The sequence below is a fragment of the Paraburkholderia sp. DD10 genome, from assembly GCF_049177125.1.
In the GTDB taxonomy this organism is placed as follows: domain Bacteria; phylum Pseudomonadota; class Gammaproteobacteria; order Burkholderiales; family Burkholderiaceae; genus Paraburkholderia; species Paraburkholderia terricola.
In genome coordinates, this window is record NZ_CP185393.1 from 3837048 (window position 1) to 3851454 (window position 14407).

General features: G+C 63.8%; 12 protein-coding genes. 9 read left to right on the forward strand and 3 right to left on the reverse strand.

The window, feature by feature from the left end:
* The first annotated feature begins 60 nt into the window (after nt 1–60).
* The 3 genes from ACOCG7_RS32770 to ACOCG7_RS32780 all read left to right on the forward strand — a co-directional run bounded on the left by ACOCG7_RS32770 (nt 61) and on the right by ACOCG7_RS32780 (nt 2892).
* Nucleotides 61–951, forward strand: coding sequence for a MurR/RpiR family transcriptional regulator (locus ACOCG7_RS32770; RefSeq protein WP_073432563.1), 891 nt, complete (start codon nt 61–63; stop codon nt 949–951).
* A gap of 3 nt (nt 952–954) precedes the next feature.
* Nucleotides 955–2436 (forward strand): N-acyl-D-amino-acid deacylase family protein, encoded by a 1482-nt coding sequence (locus ACOCG7_RS32775; RefSeq protein ID WP_073432564.1) that lies wholly within the window; start codon nt 955–957, stop codon nt 2434–2436.
* 69 nt (nt 2437–2505) lie between these two features.
* Complete coding sequence (locus ACOCG7_RS32780) at nt 2506–2892, forward strand: RidA family protein (protein ID WP_073432565.1); 387 nt, start codon at nt 2506–2508, stop codon at nt 2890–2892.
* Between the two features lie 60 nt (nt 2893–2952).
* On the opposite strand, the gene queF is transcribed toward ACOCG7_RS32780, so the two are convergent.
* The 3 genes from queF to ilvA are packed head-to-tail and all read right to left on the reverse strand — an operon-like array spanning nt 2953 to nt 6223.
* Complete coding sequence (queF, locus tag ACOCG7_RS32785) at nt 2953–3777, reverse strand: NADPH-dependent 7-cyano-7-deazaguanine reductase QueF (protein ID WP_073432566.1); 825 nt, start codon at nt 3775–3777, stop codon at nt 2953–2955.
* The gene (locus ACOCG7_RS32790; RefSeq protein WP_073432567.1) at nt 3774–4676 is read right to left on the reverse strand and encodes a 5'-nucleotidase; all 903 of its coding nucleotides are present in this window, start codon (nt 4674–4676) and stop codon (nt 3774–3776) included. Before ACOCG7_RS32790 ends, queF begins: the two co-directional genes overlap by 4 nt.
* A gap of 23 nt (nt 4677–4699) precedes the next feature.
* Nucleotides 4700–6223 (reverse strand): threonine ammonia-lyase, biosynthetic, encoded by a 1524-nt coding sequence (gene ilvA, locus ACOCG7_RS32795; protein ID WP_114161865.1) that lies wholly within the window; start codon nt 6221–6223, stop codon nt 4700–4702.
* 502 nt (nt 6224–6725) lie between these two features.
* Here ilvA and ACOCG7_RS32800 point away from each other — a divergent pair.
* The 6 genes from ACOCG7_RS32800 to ACOCG7_RS32825 all read left to right on the forward strand — a co-directional run bounded on the left by ACOCG7_RS32800 (nt 6726) and on the right by ACOCG7_RS32825 (nt 14406).
* On the forward strand, nt 6726–10820 hold the full coding sequence (locus tag ACOCG7_RS32800) for a DUF3683 domain-containing protein (RefSeq protein ID WP_073428290.1): 4095 nt from the start codon (nt 6726–6728) through the stop codon (nt 10818–10820).
* A gap of 34 nt (nt 10821–10854) precedes the next feature.
* Nucleotides 10855–11283 (forward strand): HIT family protein, encoded by a 429-nt coding sequence (locus ACOCG7_RS32805; RefSeq protein WP_073428289.1) that lies wholly within the window; start codon nt 10855–10857, stop codon nt 11281–11283.
* Nucleotides 11284–11367: 84 nt separating this feature from the next.
* Nucleotides 11368–11781, forward strand: a complete 414-nt coding sequence (locus ACOCG7_RS32810) for a gamma-butyrobetaine hydroxylase-like domain-containing protein (protein ID WP_073428288.1) — start codon at nt 11368–11370, stop codon at nt 11779–11781.
* 66 nt (nt 11782–11847) lie between these two features.
* Nucleotides 11848–12579, forward strand: a complete 732-nt coding sequence (gene ubiE, locus ACOCG7_RS32815) for a bifunctional demethylmenaquinone methyltransferase/2-methoxy-6-polyprenyl-1,4-benzoquinol methylase UbiE (RefSeq protein WP_073428287.1) — start codon at nt 11848–11850, stop codon at nt 12577–12579.
* A 38-nt stretch (nt 12580–12617) separates the two neighbouring features.
* Nucleotides 12618–13607: a Tim44 domain-containing protein gene (locus tag ACOCG7_RS32820; RefSeq protein ID WP_114161866.1), complete on the forward strand. Its 990-nt coding sequence runs from the start codon at nt 12618–12620 to the stop codon at nt 13605–13607.
* Nucleotides 13608–13761: 154 nt separating this feature from the next.
* A complete protein-coding gene (locus ACOCG7_RS32825; protein ID WP_114161867.1) occupies nt 13762–14406 on the forward strand; it encodes a ubiquinone biosynthesis accessory factor UbiJ in 645 nt (214 codons plus the stop codon).
* Nucleotide 14407 lies beyond the last annotated feature (1 nt).

A 14407-nucleotide genomic window follows, 5' to 3' on the forward strand; every position in this document is an offset into this window, starting at 1 on the left:
TAGTACCACGGCTTTGCGCCGGCTCGATATGAGCCGGTGCGCGGCCTTCCACGCTCTGCAATGAACTCAACCGCCGAACCGCTCGCTTTCGACATCGTCGCGCGCATCGCCGAATGCGCGCCGGAATTGCGCTCGGCCGAACGCAAGGTCGCCGCGCTGATTCTCGACGATCTCACCGGCGCGTCGCGCGCCAGCATCGGCGCGCTCGCACAGCAGGCGCAGGTGAGTGTCGCGACCGTCACGCGCTTTGCCAAGGCGGTCGGTTGCCGCGACGTGCGCGAACTGAAACTGCGGCTCGCGCAGGCCGCGGCGGTCGGCCAGCGGTTTCTGCAACCGGGCGGCGCCGTCGGCGCGCCCGAGCCGATCGCCACCCGCGTGTTCGACGAATTGCAGACCGCGCTTGCGCATAACCATCAGTTGCTGCGCCAGGCGCCGCTCGGCGAAGCGGCCGCCGCCTTGCGCGCGGCGCGCATGATCTACGTATTCGGCATGGGAGGCGGCTCGACCGCCCTGGCCGACGAAATGCGCTTCAGGCTGGTGCGTCTCGGCCGGCCGGTCGCGACCTATCAGGACGGCTTGTTGCAGCGCATGGTCGCCAGCACCGTATCGCGCGACTGCGTGGTGCTCGCGCTGTCCACCACCGGGCGCGTGCCCGAGATGGTCGAGAACTGCAAGATCGCGCGCAGCTACGGCGCGACCGTGATCGCGCTGACCGCGCCGGCCTCGCCGCTCGCGAAGCTTGCGGAATGGGTGATTCCGATCGTCGCGTTCGAGACCGATTTCATTTACAAGCCGTCGTCGTCACGTTACGCGATGATGATGGCGCTCGATGTGCTCGTCACCGAGCTTGCCGTCAGTCAGGGTGACGAGAGCCGCGAATTGCTGCGCCGCATGAAGCACGCGCTCGACGCGCACCGCGGCGGCGGCGATCGACAACCGTTAGGAGACTGATCCATGCATTCGCATCCTGAAGCCGCCGACACACTGATCGTTGGCGCGCAACTATACGACGGCACGGGCGCGCCGCCCGTCGAGCGCGACGTCGCGATCCGCGACGGCCACATTGTCGCGATCGGCAATCTGTCGAACTGGCTCGCCGAAGAGGTGATCGAGGCCAACGGCCGTGCATTGGCGCCCGGTTTCATCGACGTCCATACGCACGACGACACGCACGTGATCCGCTCGCCGCAAATGCTGCCGAAGATCACGCAGGGCGTGACGACGGTGATCGTCGGCAACTGCGGCATCAGCGCCGCGCCGGTTTCGCTGAAGGGCGATCCGCCCGATCCGATGAATCTGCTCGGCGAGCGCGACGCCTTTCAATACCCGACTTTTGCCGCTTACGTCGAAGCGGTGAACGCCGCGCGCCCGGCGGTGAATGTGGGCGCGCTGATCGGCCACACGGCGTTGCGCAGCAATCAGATGGACCGGCTCGATCGCGCGGCCACGCCGCAAGAAATCGAAGGCATGCGCGCTCAGTTGGAAGAGGCGTTGTCGCACGGCGCGCTGGGTTTGAGTTCGGGTCTCGCCTACGGCTCGGCCTTCGCTGCGCCCACCGAGGAGGTGATGGCCTTGGCCGAACCGCTCGCCGCCGCCGGCGCGCTGTACACGACGCACATGCGCACCGAATTCGACGCGATTCTCGACGCGATGGACGAAGCGTATCGCGTGGGACGTCACGCGCACGTGCCGGTGGTGATTTCGCATCTGAAGTGCGCGGGTCCGTCGAACTGGGGACGCAGCGAAGAAGTGCTGAAGTCGCTGGAAGGCGCGCGCCGCATGCAGCCGATCGGCTGCGACTGCTATCCGTACAACCGCAGTTCATCGACGCTCGATCTGAAGCAGGTGAGCGGCGACATCGACATCACGATCACATGGTCCGAGCCGCATCCCGAGATGGCCGGCAAGCTGTTGAAAGAGATCGCCGCCGAGTGGAGCATCACGCAGCAGGAGGCGGGCAAGCGTCTGCAGCCCGCGGGCGCCGTCTATCACAACATGTCCGAGGAGGACGTGCGGCGCATCCTGTCGCATCCCGCGACGATGGTCGGCTCGGACGGCTTGCCGAACGATCCGTTGCCGCATCCGCGCCTGTGGGGCGCGTTTCCGCGCGTGCTCGGCCACTATTCGCGCGACGCCGGCTTGCTGCCGCTCGAAGAGGCGGTGCGCAAGATGACCAGCTTGTCGGCGCGTCGCTTTGGTCTCGCGCAGCGCGGCGAGGTGCATATCGGCTATCACGCGGACCTGGTGTTGTTCGATCCCGCCAAGGTGCGCGACGCGGCGACGTTCGAGAAGCCGCAGCAGGCGGCGGACGGCATCGACGCGGTGTGGGTGAACGGCGTGTTGTCATACCGCGACGGCGAAGTCACGGGCGAACGCGCAGGCAAATTCGTGGCGCGTGGCGCGGCGTCGAAAGGCGACGCGCACGGCGCATTCTGATTTTTTGATGGATCGAGGCGCGCGGCGGTTTTGCCCGTCGCGCGCGAACCTTTTGTGAGGAGTTGGACGATGAAGCGATATGGCGTTGAAGGCGGGAAGGGAACGGGCGGTCAGCATATGCCGTTTGCCCGGGCAGTCGAAGCGGATGGTTGGCTGTTCGTTTCTGGACAAACGCCGATGGAAAACGGCGAGGTGATCAACGGCGGGATCGTCGAGCAAACGCACAAGGCGATTCAGAACGTGTTCGCGATTTTGAAGGAAGCCGGCTATGGCGCGGAGCATGTCGTCCGCTGCGGCGTGTGGCTGGACGATCCGCGCGATTTCGCGTCGTTCAACAAGGTGTTTCGCGAGTACTTCGGCGACAATCCGCCGGCGCGGGCTTGTGTCGTTTCCTCGATGGTGATCGACTGTAAGGTCGAAGTGGATTGCGTGGCTTATAAAAAGCCATCGGCGTAAAGCTTTCCTCGTTCGCCGCGAGCATGGATCATCGCCCGCGGCGCGCGAGACATTGACAGGCTACTGCCGGGCGAGCCGCATATTGTCCGGCATCGGCAAGTTGTAATTGGTGCGGAACGGATTGATGTCCAGCCCGCCGCGCCGCGTGTAGCGCGCATATACCGCGAGTTTCACAGGCTTGCACGCCTTGAGCACGTCGATAAAAATCTTCTCGACGCACTGCTCGTGAAAGCCGGTGTGATTCCGATACGAGATGATGTAGCGCAGCAAGCCCGCGTGATCGATCTGCGGGCCAATGTAATGAATCTGCACGCTGCCCCAATCGGGCTGCCCGGTCACGGGACAGTTGGACTTCAGCAGATTGGAAAACAGCGTTTCCTCGACCGGCGCTTCATCCAGCGCCGCCTTCAGCAACGAAGCATCCGGCTGATAAACGTCCGTATCCAGATCCAGCCGATCCAGCGACAAGCCCTCAAACTCTTCCATCTGCAACTTGCCGAACTCGTAAGGCGCCGTTAGATGAACGGAAACCGTTGCGCCGCAAGAAGCGGACACGTCTCGCTTGATCGTCTCCCGCACCGCGTCCATCGACTCGAAAGCCGTCTGCGCGAATGAGCCGAGATACAGCTTGAACGATTTCGACTCGACGATATTCGGCGAATCGGCCGGCACGAAAAAAGTCGCCACTGCGATCTGCGGCTTGCCGCGCGCGTTCAGCCAGGAAAGCTCATAGGCATTCCAGATATCGGTGCCGAAGAAGGGCAATGGCGCACTGATGCCGATCGCCTCGCGCGCATTGCCGCGCGCGATCGGGAACAGCAGCGAAGCGTCGTATTGTTCGGTGTAAGCGGAAGGCTTACCCAGCGGTGACTGTTCAGGTGTCATGATGCGTTCACGATGCCACTCAGCACGTGCCCCGTCGCCGTCACGACGCGGGCCGATTCGCAATGGCCGATTTGGTCGTCGAAGAAAAAGTCCGGCTCGAATTCGCGCAGGAATGCGCTCTTGTCGAGGCCGCCGAGGAACATCGCTTCGTCGATTTCGATGTTCCACGCCATCAAGGTGCGGATCGCGCGCTCATGTGCGGGGGCCGAGCGCGCCGTCACCAATGCGGTACGAATATGCATGGGCGCGGCTTCGTCCGCGAGTTTTTGCAGCCGGTGCAGCGCTTCGAGCAGCGGCTTCAACGGCCCGTCCGCGAGCGGCAGGTTTTTGTTGTGAATCTCGTGTCCAATGAATGCGCGCAAGCCATCTTGCTGGAACACGCGTTCGGCTTCGTCAGAAAACAGCACGGCGTCGCCGTCGAACGCAATGCGGATTTCGTCGGGATACTTGCTCGCCATTTTCGCCGATTCGGGCAGGACGCGCGCGGCCGGAAAACCAGCGGCGAGCGCGTCGCGCACGTCGTCCTGATTCGCGGACAAAAACAGCGACGCGTTCAGCGGCTTCAGATAGCCGAACGGCGCGCGTCCGCGTGTGAACACGCCGCGCTCGATCGCCAACCCGTGTTCGCGGCACGAATGAAACGCGCGCAGTCCGCTGATCGGATCGCTGCGCGACAGGATCACCACTTCCACGCGATGCCCGCCGGCGTTCAGCGCCAGCAGCTTGCGGATCAGCGGAAACGCTACGCCCGGCTTGGCGGGCACGGTCAGGCGGTCGCGCTGCAGCGCTTCATATGCTTGCAGATCGCCTTCCTCGTACACGCGGTTCTCTTCCTCGAAGTCGAACAGCGCGCGCGACGAGATTGCCACCACCAGTTTGTCGACAAGCGAAAGAGCCATCTGCGCGTTTCAATCCCAAAAGATCAGGCGAGGAATAAGCGGTACACCGGATTGCCGGTCTCTTCCCAATACGGATACCCCAGCGTCGCGAGAAAGCGTCCGAACTCGCTGTTCTCGCTGTCGGGCACCTGAATGCCGACGAGAATCGAGCTGTAGTCCGCGCCCTGGTTGCGATAGTGAAAGAGGCTGATATTCCAGTTCGGCGCCATCGACGACAGGAACTTCATCAGCGCCCCCGGCCGCTCGGGAAACTCGAAGCGGAATAGCCGCTCGTCGTGCGCGAGCGGCGAGCGGCCGCCGACCATGTAGCGGATGTGCTGCTTCGAGAGTTCATCGAAGGTCAGGTCGACAGTGGCGAAGCCGTGCGCTTCAAAGGCGCCCGCGATCTGCGCGGACTCGCTGCGGTTGCGGATCTGCACGCCGACGAAGATATGCGCCGAGCTCGCGTCCGCGATCCGGTAGTTGAACTCGGTGACGCTGCGCGTGCCGACCAGTTCGCAGAAGCGCCGGAAGCTGCCGCGCTCCTCGGGAATCGTCACGGCGAACACCGCCTCGCGCGCTTCCCCCACTTCGGCGCGCTCGGCCACGAAGCGCATGCGGTCGAAATTCATGTTCGCGCCCGACGTGATCGCGACCAGCGTCTGGTTCTCGATGCCTTCGCGCTCGGCATACTGCTTCGCACCGGCCACCGCGAGCGAGCCGGCAGGTTCGAGCACGCTGCGGGTGTCCTGGAACACGTCCTTGATCGCCGCGCACAGCGCGTCGGTGTTCACGAGCAGCACGTCGTCGAGATACTCGCGGCACAGGCGGAAGGTTTCCTCGCCCACCAGCTTCACCGCGGTGCCGTCCGAGAACAGGCCGACCTCGTTCAGCGTGACCCGCTCGCCGGCTTTCAGCGACGCGGCCATCGCGCACGAATCGTCGGTCTGCACGCCGATCACCTTGATCTCCGGGCGCACCGATTTCACGTACGCGGCGACGCCCGCCGCGAGTCCGCCGCCGCCGATCGGCACGAAGATCGCGTGAATCGGTCCCTGATGCTGGCTGAGAATTTCCATCGCGACGGTGCCCTGGCCGGCGATCACATACGGATCGTCGAACGGATGCACGAAGGTCAGGCCGCGCGCTTTCTGCAGCGTCAGCGCATGCGCGTACGCATCGCTATACGACTCGCCCGACTGCACCACCTCGACGGTCGGCCCGCCGTGCGCGCGCACCGCATCGACCTTCACCTGCGGGGTGGTGACCGGCACGACGATGATCGCCTTCACGCCCAGCCGTGCCGCCGACAGCGCCACGCCCTGCGCATGATTGCCCGCCGACGCGGTGATCACCCCACGCTCCAGCGCCTCGGCCGGAATGTGCGCCATCTTGTTGTACGCGCCGCGCACCTTGAACGAGAACACCGGCTGGTTGTCCTCGCGCTTCAGGTAGACCGGATTGCGCAGGCGCGCCGACAGATTCGGCGCGCGTTCCAGTTCGGTCTCGCGGGCCACGTCGTAGACGCGTGCGGTCAGGGTTTTCTTCAGGTAGTCGTGGGAAGCCATGCGGGTGGCGCGGTGCGCTTTATAAGACGGGAAAGGACCAATGATAGCGCCAACGGCGTGCGCTCCGGCTTCCGCGCGGCGGTCGGAGCCGCGCCCCGAGCGCCGCCTGACCGCCCGGTTGGTCAATTGGCCATATGCACGAAGGCGCGTGTGTTAGTGACGAAAACCCGCCAAGCCCCGCCACGCCTCCGATTTCAGCCGTCAACGCGCGGCGGGATCATGCGGTAGAATTCCATTTTGGAATAAGGATCGGAAGATGCACTGGCAGCCTCGGATCGCCCATTCGATGCCCATCCCGCGTGAGTGTTGCCCCGCGGCGGAGCGTCACGCCCGCCGGGCACGATCGTGTAGCTGCATCTGAGCGCCGTGAAGCGATCGATGTGAGGAAACCTTCGGTTGCGCTTCGCTCCACTAGAAATTTTCCAGCATTGCGCCCCACGCGCACCGTCAGCCGACGCCTTCCACCTGAGCGCGGCCGGTTGACCCACCGAGTCGTCCGAACATGAACGCACCTCAAGTATTCGATCCGCACGGGGCCGCCGCCGCGGTGGCCGCCGATCCCGAAGCGCGTCTGCGCGAAATTCCCTATAACTACACGTCCTTTTCCGACCGCGAAATCGTCATTCGTCTGCTCGGCGACGACGCCTGGGCGGCACTGGCCGAACTGCGCGCGGAGCGCCGCACCGGCCGTTCGGCACGCATGCTTTACGAAGTGCTCGGCGACATCTGGGTCGTGCGTCGCAATCCCTACCTGCAAGACGATCTGCTCGACAACCCCAAGCGCCGGGCGATGTTGATCGAAGCGCTGCATCACCGTCTGTCTGAAATCGAAAAGCGCCGCCGCGCCGATCTGGTCGAGCATGGCGACGAAGCGGGCGTCGACCGGGCCGCTCGGGTCGAAACCCTGGTCGAGGCCGCGCGCCGCGCCGTCGACGACTTCGAAAGCGAATTCCAGAAAACCTACGATCTGCGCCGCCGCGCGACCAAGGTGCTGGGCCGCGTCACCGAAAAAGACAACATCAAGTTCGACGGTTTGTCCCGCGTCTCGCATGTGACGGACGCCACCGACTGGCGCGTCGAGTACCCGTTTGTCGTGCTCACGCCGGATACCGAAGCGGAGATCGCCGGCATGATCAAGGCGTGTTTCGAACTCGGTCTGACTGTGATTCCGCGCGGCGGCGGCACTGGCTACACGGGCGGCGCGGTGCCGCTCACGCCGTTTTCGGCCGTCATCAACACGGAAAAGCTGGAACAACTGGGCGCGGTCGAGATGACCGAACTGCCGGGCGTCGAGCGCAAGGTGGCGACGATTTTCTCCGGTGCGGGCGTCGTCACGCGCCGCGTGACCGAAGCGGCCGAGCAGGCCGGCTTTGTGTTCGCGGTCGATCCGACCTCGCTGGATGCGTCCTGCGTCGGCGGCAACGTCGCGATGAACGCGGGCGGCAAGAAAGCGGTGCTGTGGGGCACGGCGCTCGACAATCTCGCCTGGTGGCGCATGGTCGACCCGGAAGGGAACTGGCTCGAAGTGACGCGTCTGGACCACAACCTCGGCAAGATTCACGACATCGAAGTCGCGCGTTTCGAGCTGAAATGGTTCGACGGCAACTACGCGCCGGGCGAGAAGCTGCTGCGCACGGAGGCGCTCGACATCAAGGGCCGCGTGTTCCGCAAGGAAGGTCTCGGCAAGGACGTCACCGACAAATTCCTCGCCGGTCTGCCGGGCGTGCAGAAGGAAGGCTGCGACGGGCTGATCACGTCCGCGCGCTGGGTGCTGCACAAGATGCCGGCGCACACGCGCACCGTCTGCCTCGAATTCTTCGGCCAGGCGCGCGACGCGATCCCGAGCATCGTCGAGATCAAGGACTATCTGTTCGAAACGTCGAAGCAGGGCGGCGCGATTCTGGCCGGCCTCGAACACCTCGACGAGCGCTATCTGCGCGCGGTCGGCTACGCCACCAAGAGCAAGCGCAACGCGTTTCCGAAGATGGTGCTGATCGGCGACATCGTCGGCGACGATGCGGACGCGGTCGCGCAGGCCACCTCGGAAGTCGTGCGCATGGCCAACGGCAAGAGCGGCGAAGGCTTCGTCGCGGTCAACGCCGAGGCGAGGAAGCGTTTCTGGCTCGACCGCAGCCGCACCGCCGCGATCGCCAAGCACACGAACGCGTTCAAGATCAACGAAGACGTGGTGATTCCGCTCGACCGCATGGGCGAGTACACGGACGGCATCGAGCGCATCAATATCGAGCTGTCGATCAAGAACAAGCTGCAACTGGTCGACGCGCTCGAAGCGTTCTTCAAGGCCGGCAAACTGCCGCTCGGCAAGAGCGACGACGCCAACGAAATCCCGAGCGCCGAACTGCTCGAGGATCGCGTGCAGCAAGCGCTCGATCTGTTGAAGCGCGTGCGCACGCGCTGGGAATTCCTGCGCGACAAGCTCGATCTCTCGTTGCGTGAAGCGCAGCACTACCTGGTCGGTCTCGGCTACGAAGCGCTGGCGGAGAAATTCGCCGATCGCGCGGACGCGCAGCCGGACGCCACCGTGTTTCACGTCACGCAAGACCGTACGATCCGCGTGTCGTGGAAGCAGGAGATTCGCGCCGAACTGCGGCAGATCTTCAACGGCGGCGAGTTCAAGCCGATCCTCGACGAAGCCCAGGCGATCCACAAGCAGGTGCTGCGCGGCCGCGTGTTCGTCGCGCTGCACATGCACGCGGGCGACGGCAATGTCCACACGAACCTGCCGGTCAACTCCGACAACTACGAGATGCTGCAGGACGCCCACACGGCGGTCGCGCGCATCATGAAGCTGGCGCGTTCGCTCGACGGCGTGATTTCCGGCGAGCACGGCATCGGCATCACCAAGCTCGAATTCCTCACCGACGACGAGATCGGCGAATTCCGCGCGTACAAGCAGCGCGTCGATCCGCATGGGCGCTTCAACGCCGGCAAGCTGCTCGCAGGCGCCGACCTGCGCAACGCCTATACGCCGAGCTTCGGGCTGATGGGCTATGAATCGCTGATCATGCAGCAGTCCGACATCGGCGCGATTTCCGAGTCGATCAAGGACTGCCTGCGTTGCGGCAAGTGCAAGCCGGTGTGCGCGACCCACGTGCCGCGCGCGAACCTGCTGTACAGCCCGCGCAACAAGATTCTCGCCACTTCCTTGCTGGTCGAGGCGTTCCTGTACGAAGAGCAGACGCGCCGCGGCGTGTCGATCAAGCACTGGGACGAATTCAACGACGTCGCCGATCACTGCACCGTCTGTCACAAGTGCGTGACGCCGTGCCCGGTGAAGATCGATTTCGGCGACGTGACCATGAACATGCGCAACCTGCTGCGCAAGATGGGCAAGAAGAAGTTCAATCCGGGCAACGCGGCCGGCATGTTTTTCCTGAACGCGACCAATCCGCAGACGATCAACCTCGCGCGCACCGCGATGATGGGCGTCGGCTACAAGGCGCAGCGCCTCGGCAACGACCTGCTGAAGAAGTTCGCGAAGAAGCAGACGGCGCACCCGCCGGCCACCGTGGGCAAGCCGCCGGTCACCCAGCAGGTGATCCACTTCATGAACAAGAAGATGCCGGGGAATCTGCCGAAGAAAACCGCGCGCGCGTTGCTGGATATCGAGGACAACAAGATCGTTCCGATCATCCGCAATCCGCAAACGACCAACGCCGACACGGAAGCGGTGTTCTACTTCCCCGGCTGCGGCTCCGAGCGGCTGTTCTCGCAAGTCGGGCTGGCGACCCAGGCCATGCTGTGGGAAGCCGGCGTGCAAACAGTGCTGCCGCCGGGTTATCTGTGCTGCGGCTATCCGCAGCGCGGCTCGGGCCAGTTCGACAAGGCCGAGCAGATCGTCACCGATAACCGCGTGCTGTTCCACCGCGTCGCGAATACGCTGAACTATCTCGACATCAAGACGGTGGTGGTGTCGTGCGGCACGTGTTACGACCAGCTCGCCGGTTACGAATTCGAAAAGATTTTCCCCGGCTGCCGGATCATCGACATCCACGAGTTCCTGCTGGAAAAAGGCATGAAGCTCGAAGGCGTGAACGGCGTGCGCTACATGTATCACGACCCGTGTCACACGCCGATCAAGACGATGGATCCGGTCAAGCTCGTCAACGAACTGATGGGCTCGGAGAAAGATGGCTACAGGATCGAGAAAAACGATCGCTGCTGTGGCGAGTCCGGCACACTGGCCGTGACTCGGCCTGACATTTCGACGCAGGTGCGCTTTCGCAAGGAAGAGGAAATCCGCAAGGGCGCGGCGAAGCTGCGCGGCATTCCGCTGCTCGCGGAAGCCGGCGCGAACGCGATCAATCCGGTCAACGCATCGGCCGGCTCGGCGGGCGCGCCGAACGGCTCCGTGCTGAAGGCCGGCGACGGTCCGCAGCCGAAGGGCGCCACCGACGTGAAGATCCTGACGAGCTGCCCGTCCTGCCTGCAAGGCCTGTCGCGTTACAACGAAGACGCGAATATCGACGCGGATTACATCGTGGTCGAGATGGCGCGTCATGTGCTCGGTGAAAACTGGATGGCCGATTACGTGCAGCGGGCGAACAATGGCGGAATCGAGCGCGTGCTGGTTTAATGCAAGCACTGACGATTTTTGCCTGAGGACGACGATGGATTGCGTTTTTTGCCATGAAGATGGCGGCGATGTGCTGTGGCAGGACGACACCTTGCGCGTCGTCCTCGCCGACGAACACGATTATCCGGGCCTTTGCCGGGTGATCTGGAACAGGCATGTAGCCGAGTTTTCCGATCTCGACGGAAGCGACCGCGATCGCGTGATGAAGGCCGTTTATGCGGTCGAACGCGCGATGCGGCGCATCCTTCAGCCGGTGAAGGTCAACCTGGCGAGCCTCGGCAACCAGGTGCCGCATGTGCACTGGCATGTGATTCCGCGTTTTTCGAACGACGCGCATTTCCCGCTGCCCATTTGGGCGCCACGCCAGCGCACGGTGTCCGAAGCCATGCTGTCGTCGCGCCGCGCGCAAGCTACCTTGTTGCGCGAAGCCGTGCGGCAGGAAATCGAACAAGCGCTTGGCTGAGCGCCCCGTAACCTGCCGCTACGCGCCAAGCTCCGCGACGGGGCGACATCTTGGGGCGGCCCGGCGTTTTCTTTTGAGGCCATCATGAGCGGACTGACCCCCGATACACCGGTGCCGACCGGCGTCGTCCTGCATTCGAAATCGCGCGTGCTCGAATTGCAGTATGCAAACGGCGAATCGTATCGCCTGCCGTTCGAACTGCTGCGCGTGTATTCGCCTTCGGCGGAAGTGCAGGGTCACGGGCCCGGCCAGGAAACGCTGCAAACCGGCAAGCGCGAGGTGACGATCACGATGCTCGAAGGCGTCGGCAACTATGCGTTGCAGCCGACTTTCTCGGACGGCCACGCCACCGGCATCTATTCGTGGGATTTGCTGTACGACATGGCGGTCCGCCAGGATGAACTCTGGCGAGCCTACCTCGCCAAACTGGAAGCCGCCGGAGTCGACCGCGATACGCCGATGGTTCCAGCCGGCGCTGCGCACGGGCATTGTCACTGATACGATTCGCCCCATCGCCGCACTGATGCGGCGCAACATTTCAGAATACGCGAAAGGACGAGCGCGATGAGCAAAACCCACTTCGGCTTTCAATCGGTCGACGAACAGGAAAAGGCGCAGAAGGTGGCGGGCGTATTCCACTCGGTTGCCGCTAACTACGACCTGATGAACGACCTGATGTCGGGCGGATTGCACCGGGCGTGGAAGATGTTCACGATCGCCCAGGCCAACGTGCGGCCGGGTTTCAAGGTGCTCGACATTGCGGGCGGCACGGGCGATCTGTCCAAGGCGTTCGCGAAGCAGGCGGGCGACACGGGCGAGGTGTGGCACACCGACATCAATGAATCGATGCTGCGGGTGGGCCGCGACCGCCTGCTGGACAAGGGCGTGATCACGCCGGCGCTGCTCTGCGACGCCGAAAAAATCCCCTTTCCGGACAATTACTTCGACGTGGTGACCGTGGCATTCGGCTTGCGCAACATGACGCATAAGGATGTCGCGCTGGCGGAAATGCGCCGCGTGTTGAAGCCGGCGGGCCGTCTGCTGGTGCTGGAATTCTCGAAGGTATGGGACCCGCTCAAGAAGGTCTACGACGTCTATTCGTTCAGAGTGTTGCCGTGGCTCGGCGACCGCTTCGCGAAGGACGCCGAGAGCTACCGCTATCTCGCCGAGTCGATCCGGATGCACCCGGACCAGGAAACCTTGAAAACAATGATGGAACAAGCGGGCCTCGATGGCGTCAAATATTACAATTTGTCAGCTGGCGTGGTAGCTTTACATGTGGGGACCAAATACTAGGGTTCCTAACCCATCGATTTTTAAAGGAAAGTACGAAAATGTCCGATTCAGGTGTGTCATCTCCCCGTAAGGTGTCGAGGTCGTTGGTGAGAAGAATCGGACTGATCGCAATGGTCGGTCTGATCATGGCCGGCTCGCTCGCCTCGCTCGACGCGGAAGCTCGCCGCATGGGCGGCAGCCGCAGCATCGGCCGTCAGTCGAATACCGTTCAGCAACAGCAGGCGGCGCCGACCCAACCTTCACCGACCAATCAGGCTACGCAGCGTGCCCAGCCGGCCCCCGCGCCTGCGGCGCCGGCCCCGCAGCCCAACCGGTCGCGCTGGCTCGGGCCGATCGCCGGTCTGGCCGCCGGTCTCGGCATCGCGGCGTTGCTGTCGTACTTCGGTCTGGGCGGTGCGTTCGCCAGCGCCATGGCCAACATCATCGTGATTGCCTTGATCGCGATGATCGCCATCTGGTTGATCCGCCGCTTCATGGGTCGCAAGCGCGATGCGGCGCACCCGGCCTACGCGGGCGGCGCGCCGACTCTCAATTCGGGCGGCACCGGCTACTCGCAGGAACCGCGTTACACCGCACCGCCCACCGGCTCGTACCTCGAACCGCAAGGCAATCCGTTGACCACGCCGTCCATCAACGCTGTGCCCGCCGTGCCGGCCGGCTTCGATTCGGAAGCGTTCCTGCGCAACGCCAAGGTGTATTTCGTGCGGCTGCAAGCCGCATGGGACGTCGGCAACATGGACGACATCCGCGAGTTCACCACGCCCGAAATGTTCGCTGAAGTGAGGGTCGATCTGTCTTCGCGCGGTGCAGAGCCCAATCAGACCGACGTGGTGCAGCTGAACGCCGAACTGCTCGGCGTTGAGGAGCGCGCGAACGAGTACTTCGCCAGCGTGCGCTTCTCCGGCTTGATTCGCGAGGCACCGGGTGCGGCGGCGGAACCGTTCGTCGAAGTCTGGAACCTGTCGAAGTCGAACCGGGCCGGCGAAGGCTGGCTGCTGGCCGGCATCCAGCAGGTTGCGCAGCACTGAGGCGCGAGCAGGGAAGAGCCGAAGCGGTAGGGCTTAGCCCTGACTTTGCACAAAGCGTTGGCCGTTTGGCATAGCGAGCCGCGAAGCGAACGGACGTTACAATAGGAACCCGCGTGGGCACCTCGCCCGCGCGGGTTTTTTCTTGCCACTTTCAATGACCCTCGCCGCCAAGCCTTTCGCTGCTGCTGTCAATCATCTGCTCGCCCGCGAATCGTGGGCTCGTGAGCGCCTCGCCCCCTACGCGGGCAAAACCGCCAGGCTGACGTGCGCGCCAGTCGTGCTGATGTTGCTGGTGCAGCCGGATGGTTATCTGAGTGCGGTCGGCGAAACCGAGGCGCAACGGTTCGATGTGACCATTTCGGTGCCGTCCGATGCATTGCCGGCCTTCGTGCAAGGCGGCCAGGCCGCCGTGATGAAGCACGTGAAGATCGAAGGCGACGCGGAGTTCGCGCAGGTGATAGCCAAACTCGCCGAGCATCTGCGCTGGGAGCCCGAAGAAGATCTTGCCAGGCTAATCGGCGACGGTCCTGCATGGCGGGTTGCCTCGGTCGTGCGCTCGGTCGGCCAACACGTGCAGCGCACCGGGCGCAATCTGCTCGACACGGCCGCCGAATATCTGCTCGACGAGAACCCGCAACTGGTGCGCCGCGTTGCGCTGGAAGACTTCAATGTCGAACTGGCGCGCGCGCGCGATGCCCTGGCGCGTGTGGAAAAGCGCATCGAGCGTCTTCAACAGAAGGTCGAAGCCCGCGGCGCAGATGCGCCAGGCGGCGCCGCCACGTCGCGCGGCACGCGCTAGT

Excerpts from the sequence above, each read along its gene's own strand:
- ACOCG7_RS32810 (WP_073428288.1), top strand. The coding sequence starts at position 11,368 with ATGAGCGGACTGACCCCCGATACACCGGTGCCGACCGGCGTCGTCCTG.
- ilvA (WP_114161865.1), bottom strand. The coding sequence starts at position 6,223 with ATGGCTTCCCACGACTACCTGAAGAAAACCCTGACCGCACGCGTCTAC.
- ACOCG7_RS32805 (WP_073428289.1), top strand. The coding sequence starts at position 10,855 with ATGGATTGCGTTTTTTGCCATGAAGATGGCGGCGATGTGCTGTGGCAG.
- ACOCG7_RS32800 (WP_073428290.1), top strand. The coding sequence starts at position 6,726 with ATGAACGCACCTCAAGTATTCGATCCGCACGGGGCCGCCGCCGCGGTG.
- ACOCG7_RS32825 (WP_114161867.1), top strand. The coding sequence starts at position 13,762 with ATGACCCTCGCCGCCAAGCCTTTCGCTGCTGCTGTCAATCATCTGCTC.
- ACOCG7_RS32770 (WP_073432563.1), top strand. The coding sequence starts at position 61 with ATGAACTCAACCGCCGAACCGCTCGCTTTCGACATCGTCGCGCGCATC.
- ubiE (WP_073428287.1), top strand. The coding sequence starts at position 11,848 with ATGAGCAAAACCCACTTCGGCTTTCAATCGGTCGACGAACAGGAAAAG.
- ACOCG7_RS32775 (WP_073432564.1), top strand. The coding sequence starts at position 955 with ATGCATTCGCATCCTGAAGCCGCCGACACACTGATCGTTGGCGCGCAA.
- ACOCG7_RS32790 (WP_073432567.1), bottom strand. The coding sequence starts at position 4,676 with ATGGCTCTTTCGCTTGTCGACAAACTGGTGGTGGCAATCTCGTCGCGC.
- ACOCG7_RS32820 (WP_114161866.1), top strand. The coding sequence starts at position 12,618 with ATGTCCGATTCAGGTGTGTCATCTCCCCGTAAGGTGTCGAGGTCGTTG.
- queF (WP_073432566.1), bottom strand. The coding sequence starts at position 3,777 with ATGACACCTGAACAGTCACCGCTGGGTAAGCCTTCCGCTTACACCGAA.
- ACOCG7_RS32780 (WP_073432565.1), top strand. The coding sequence starts at position 2,506 with ATGAAGCGATATGGCGTTGAAGGCGGGAAGGGAACGGGCGGTCAGCAT.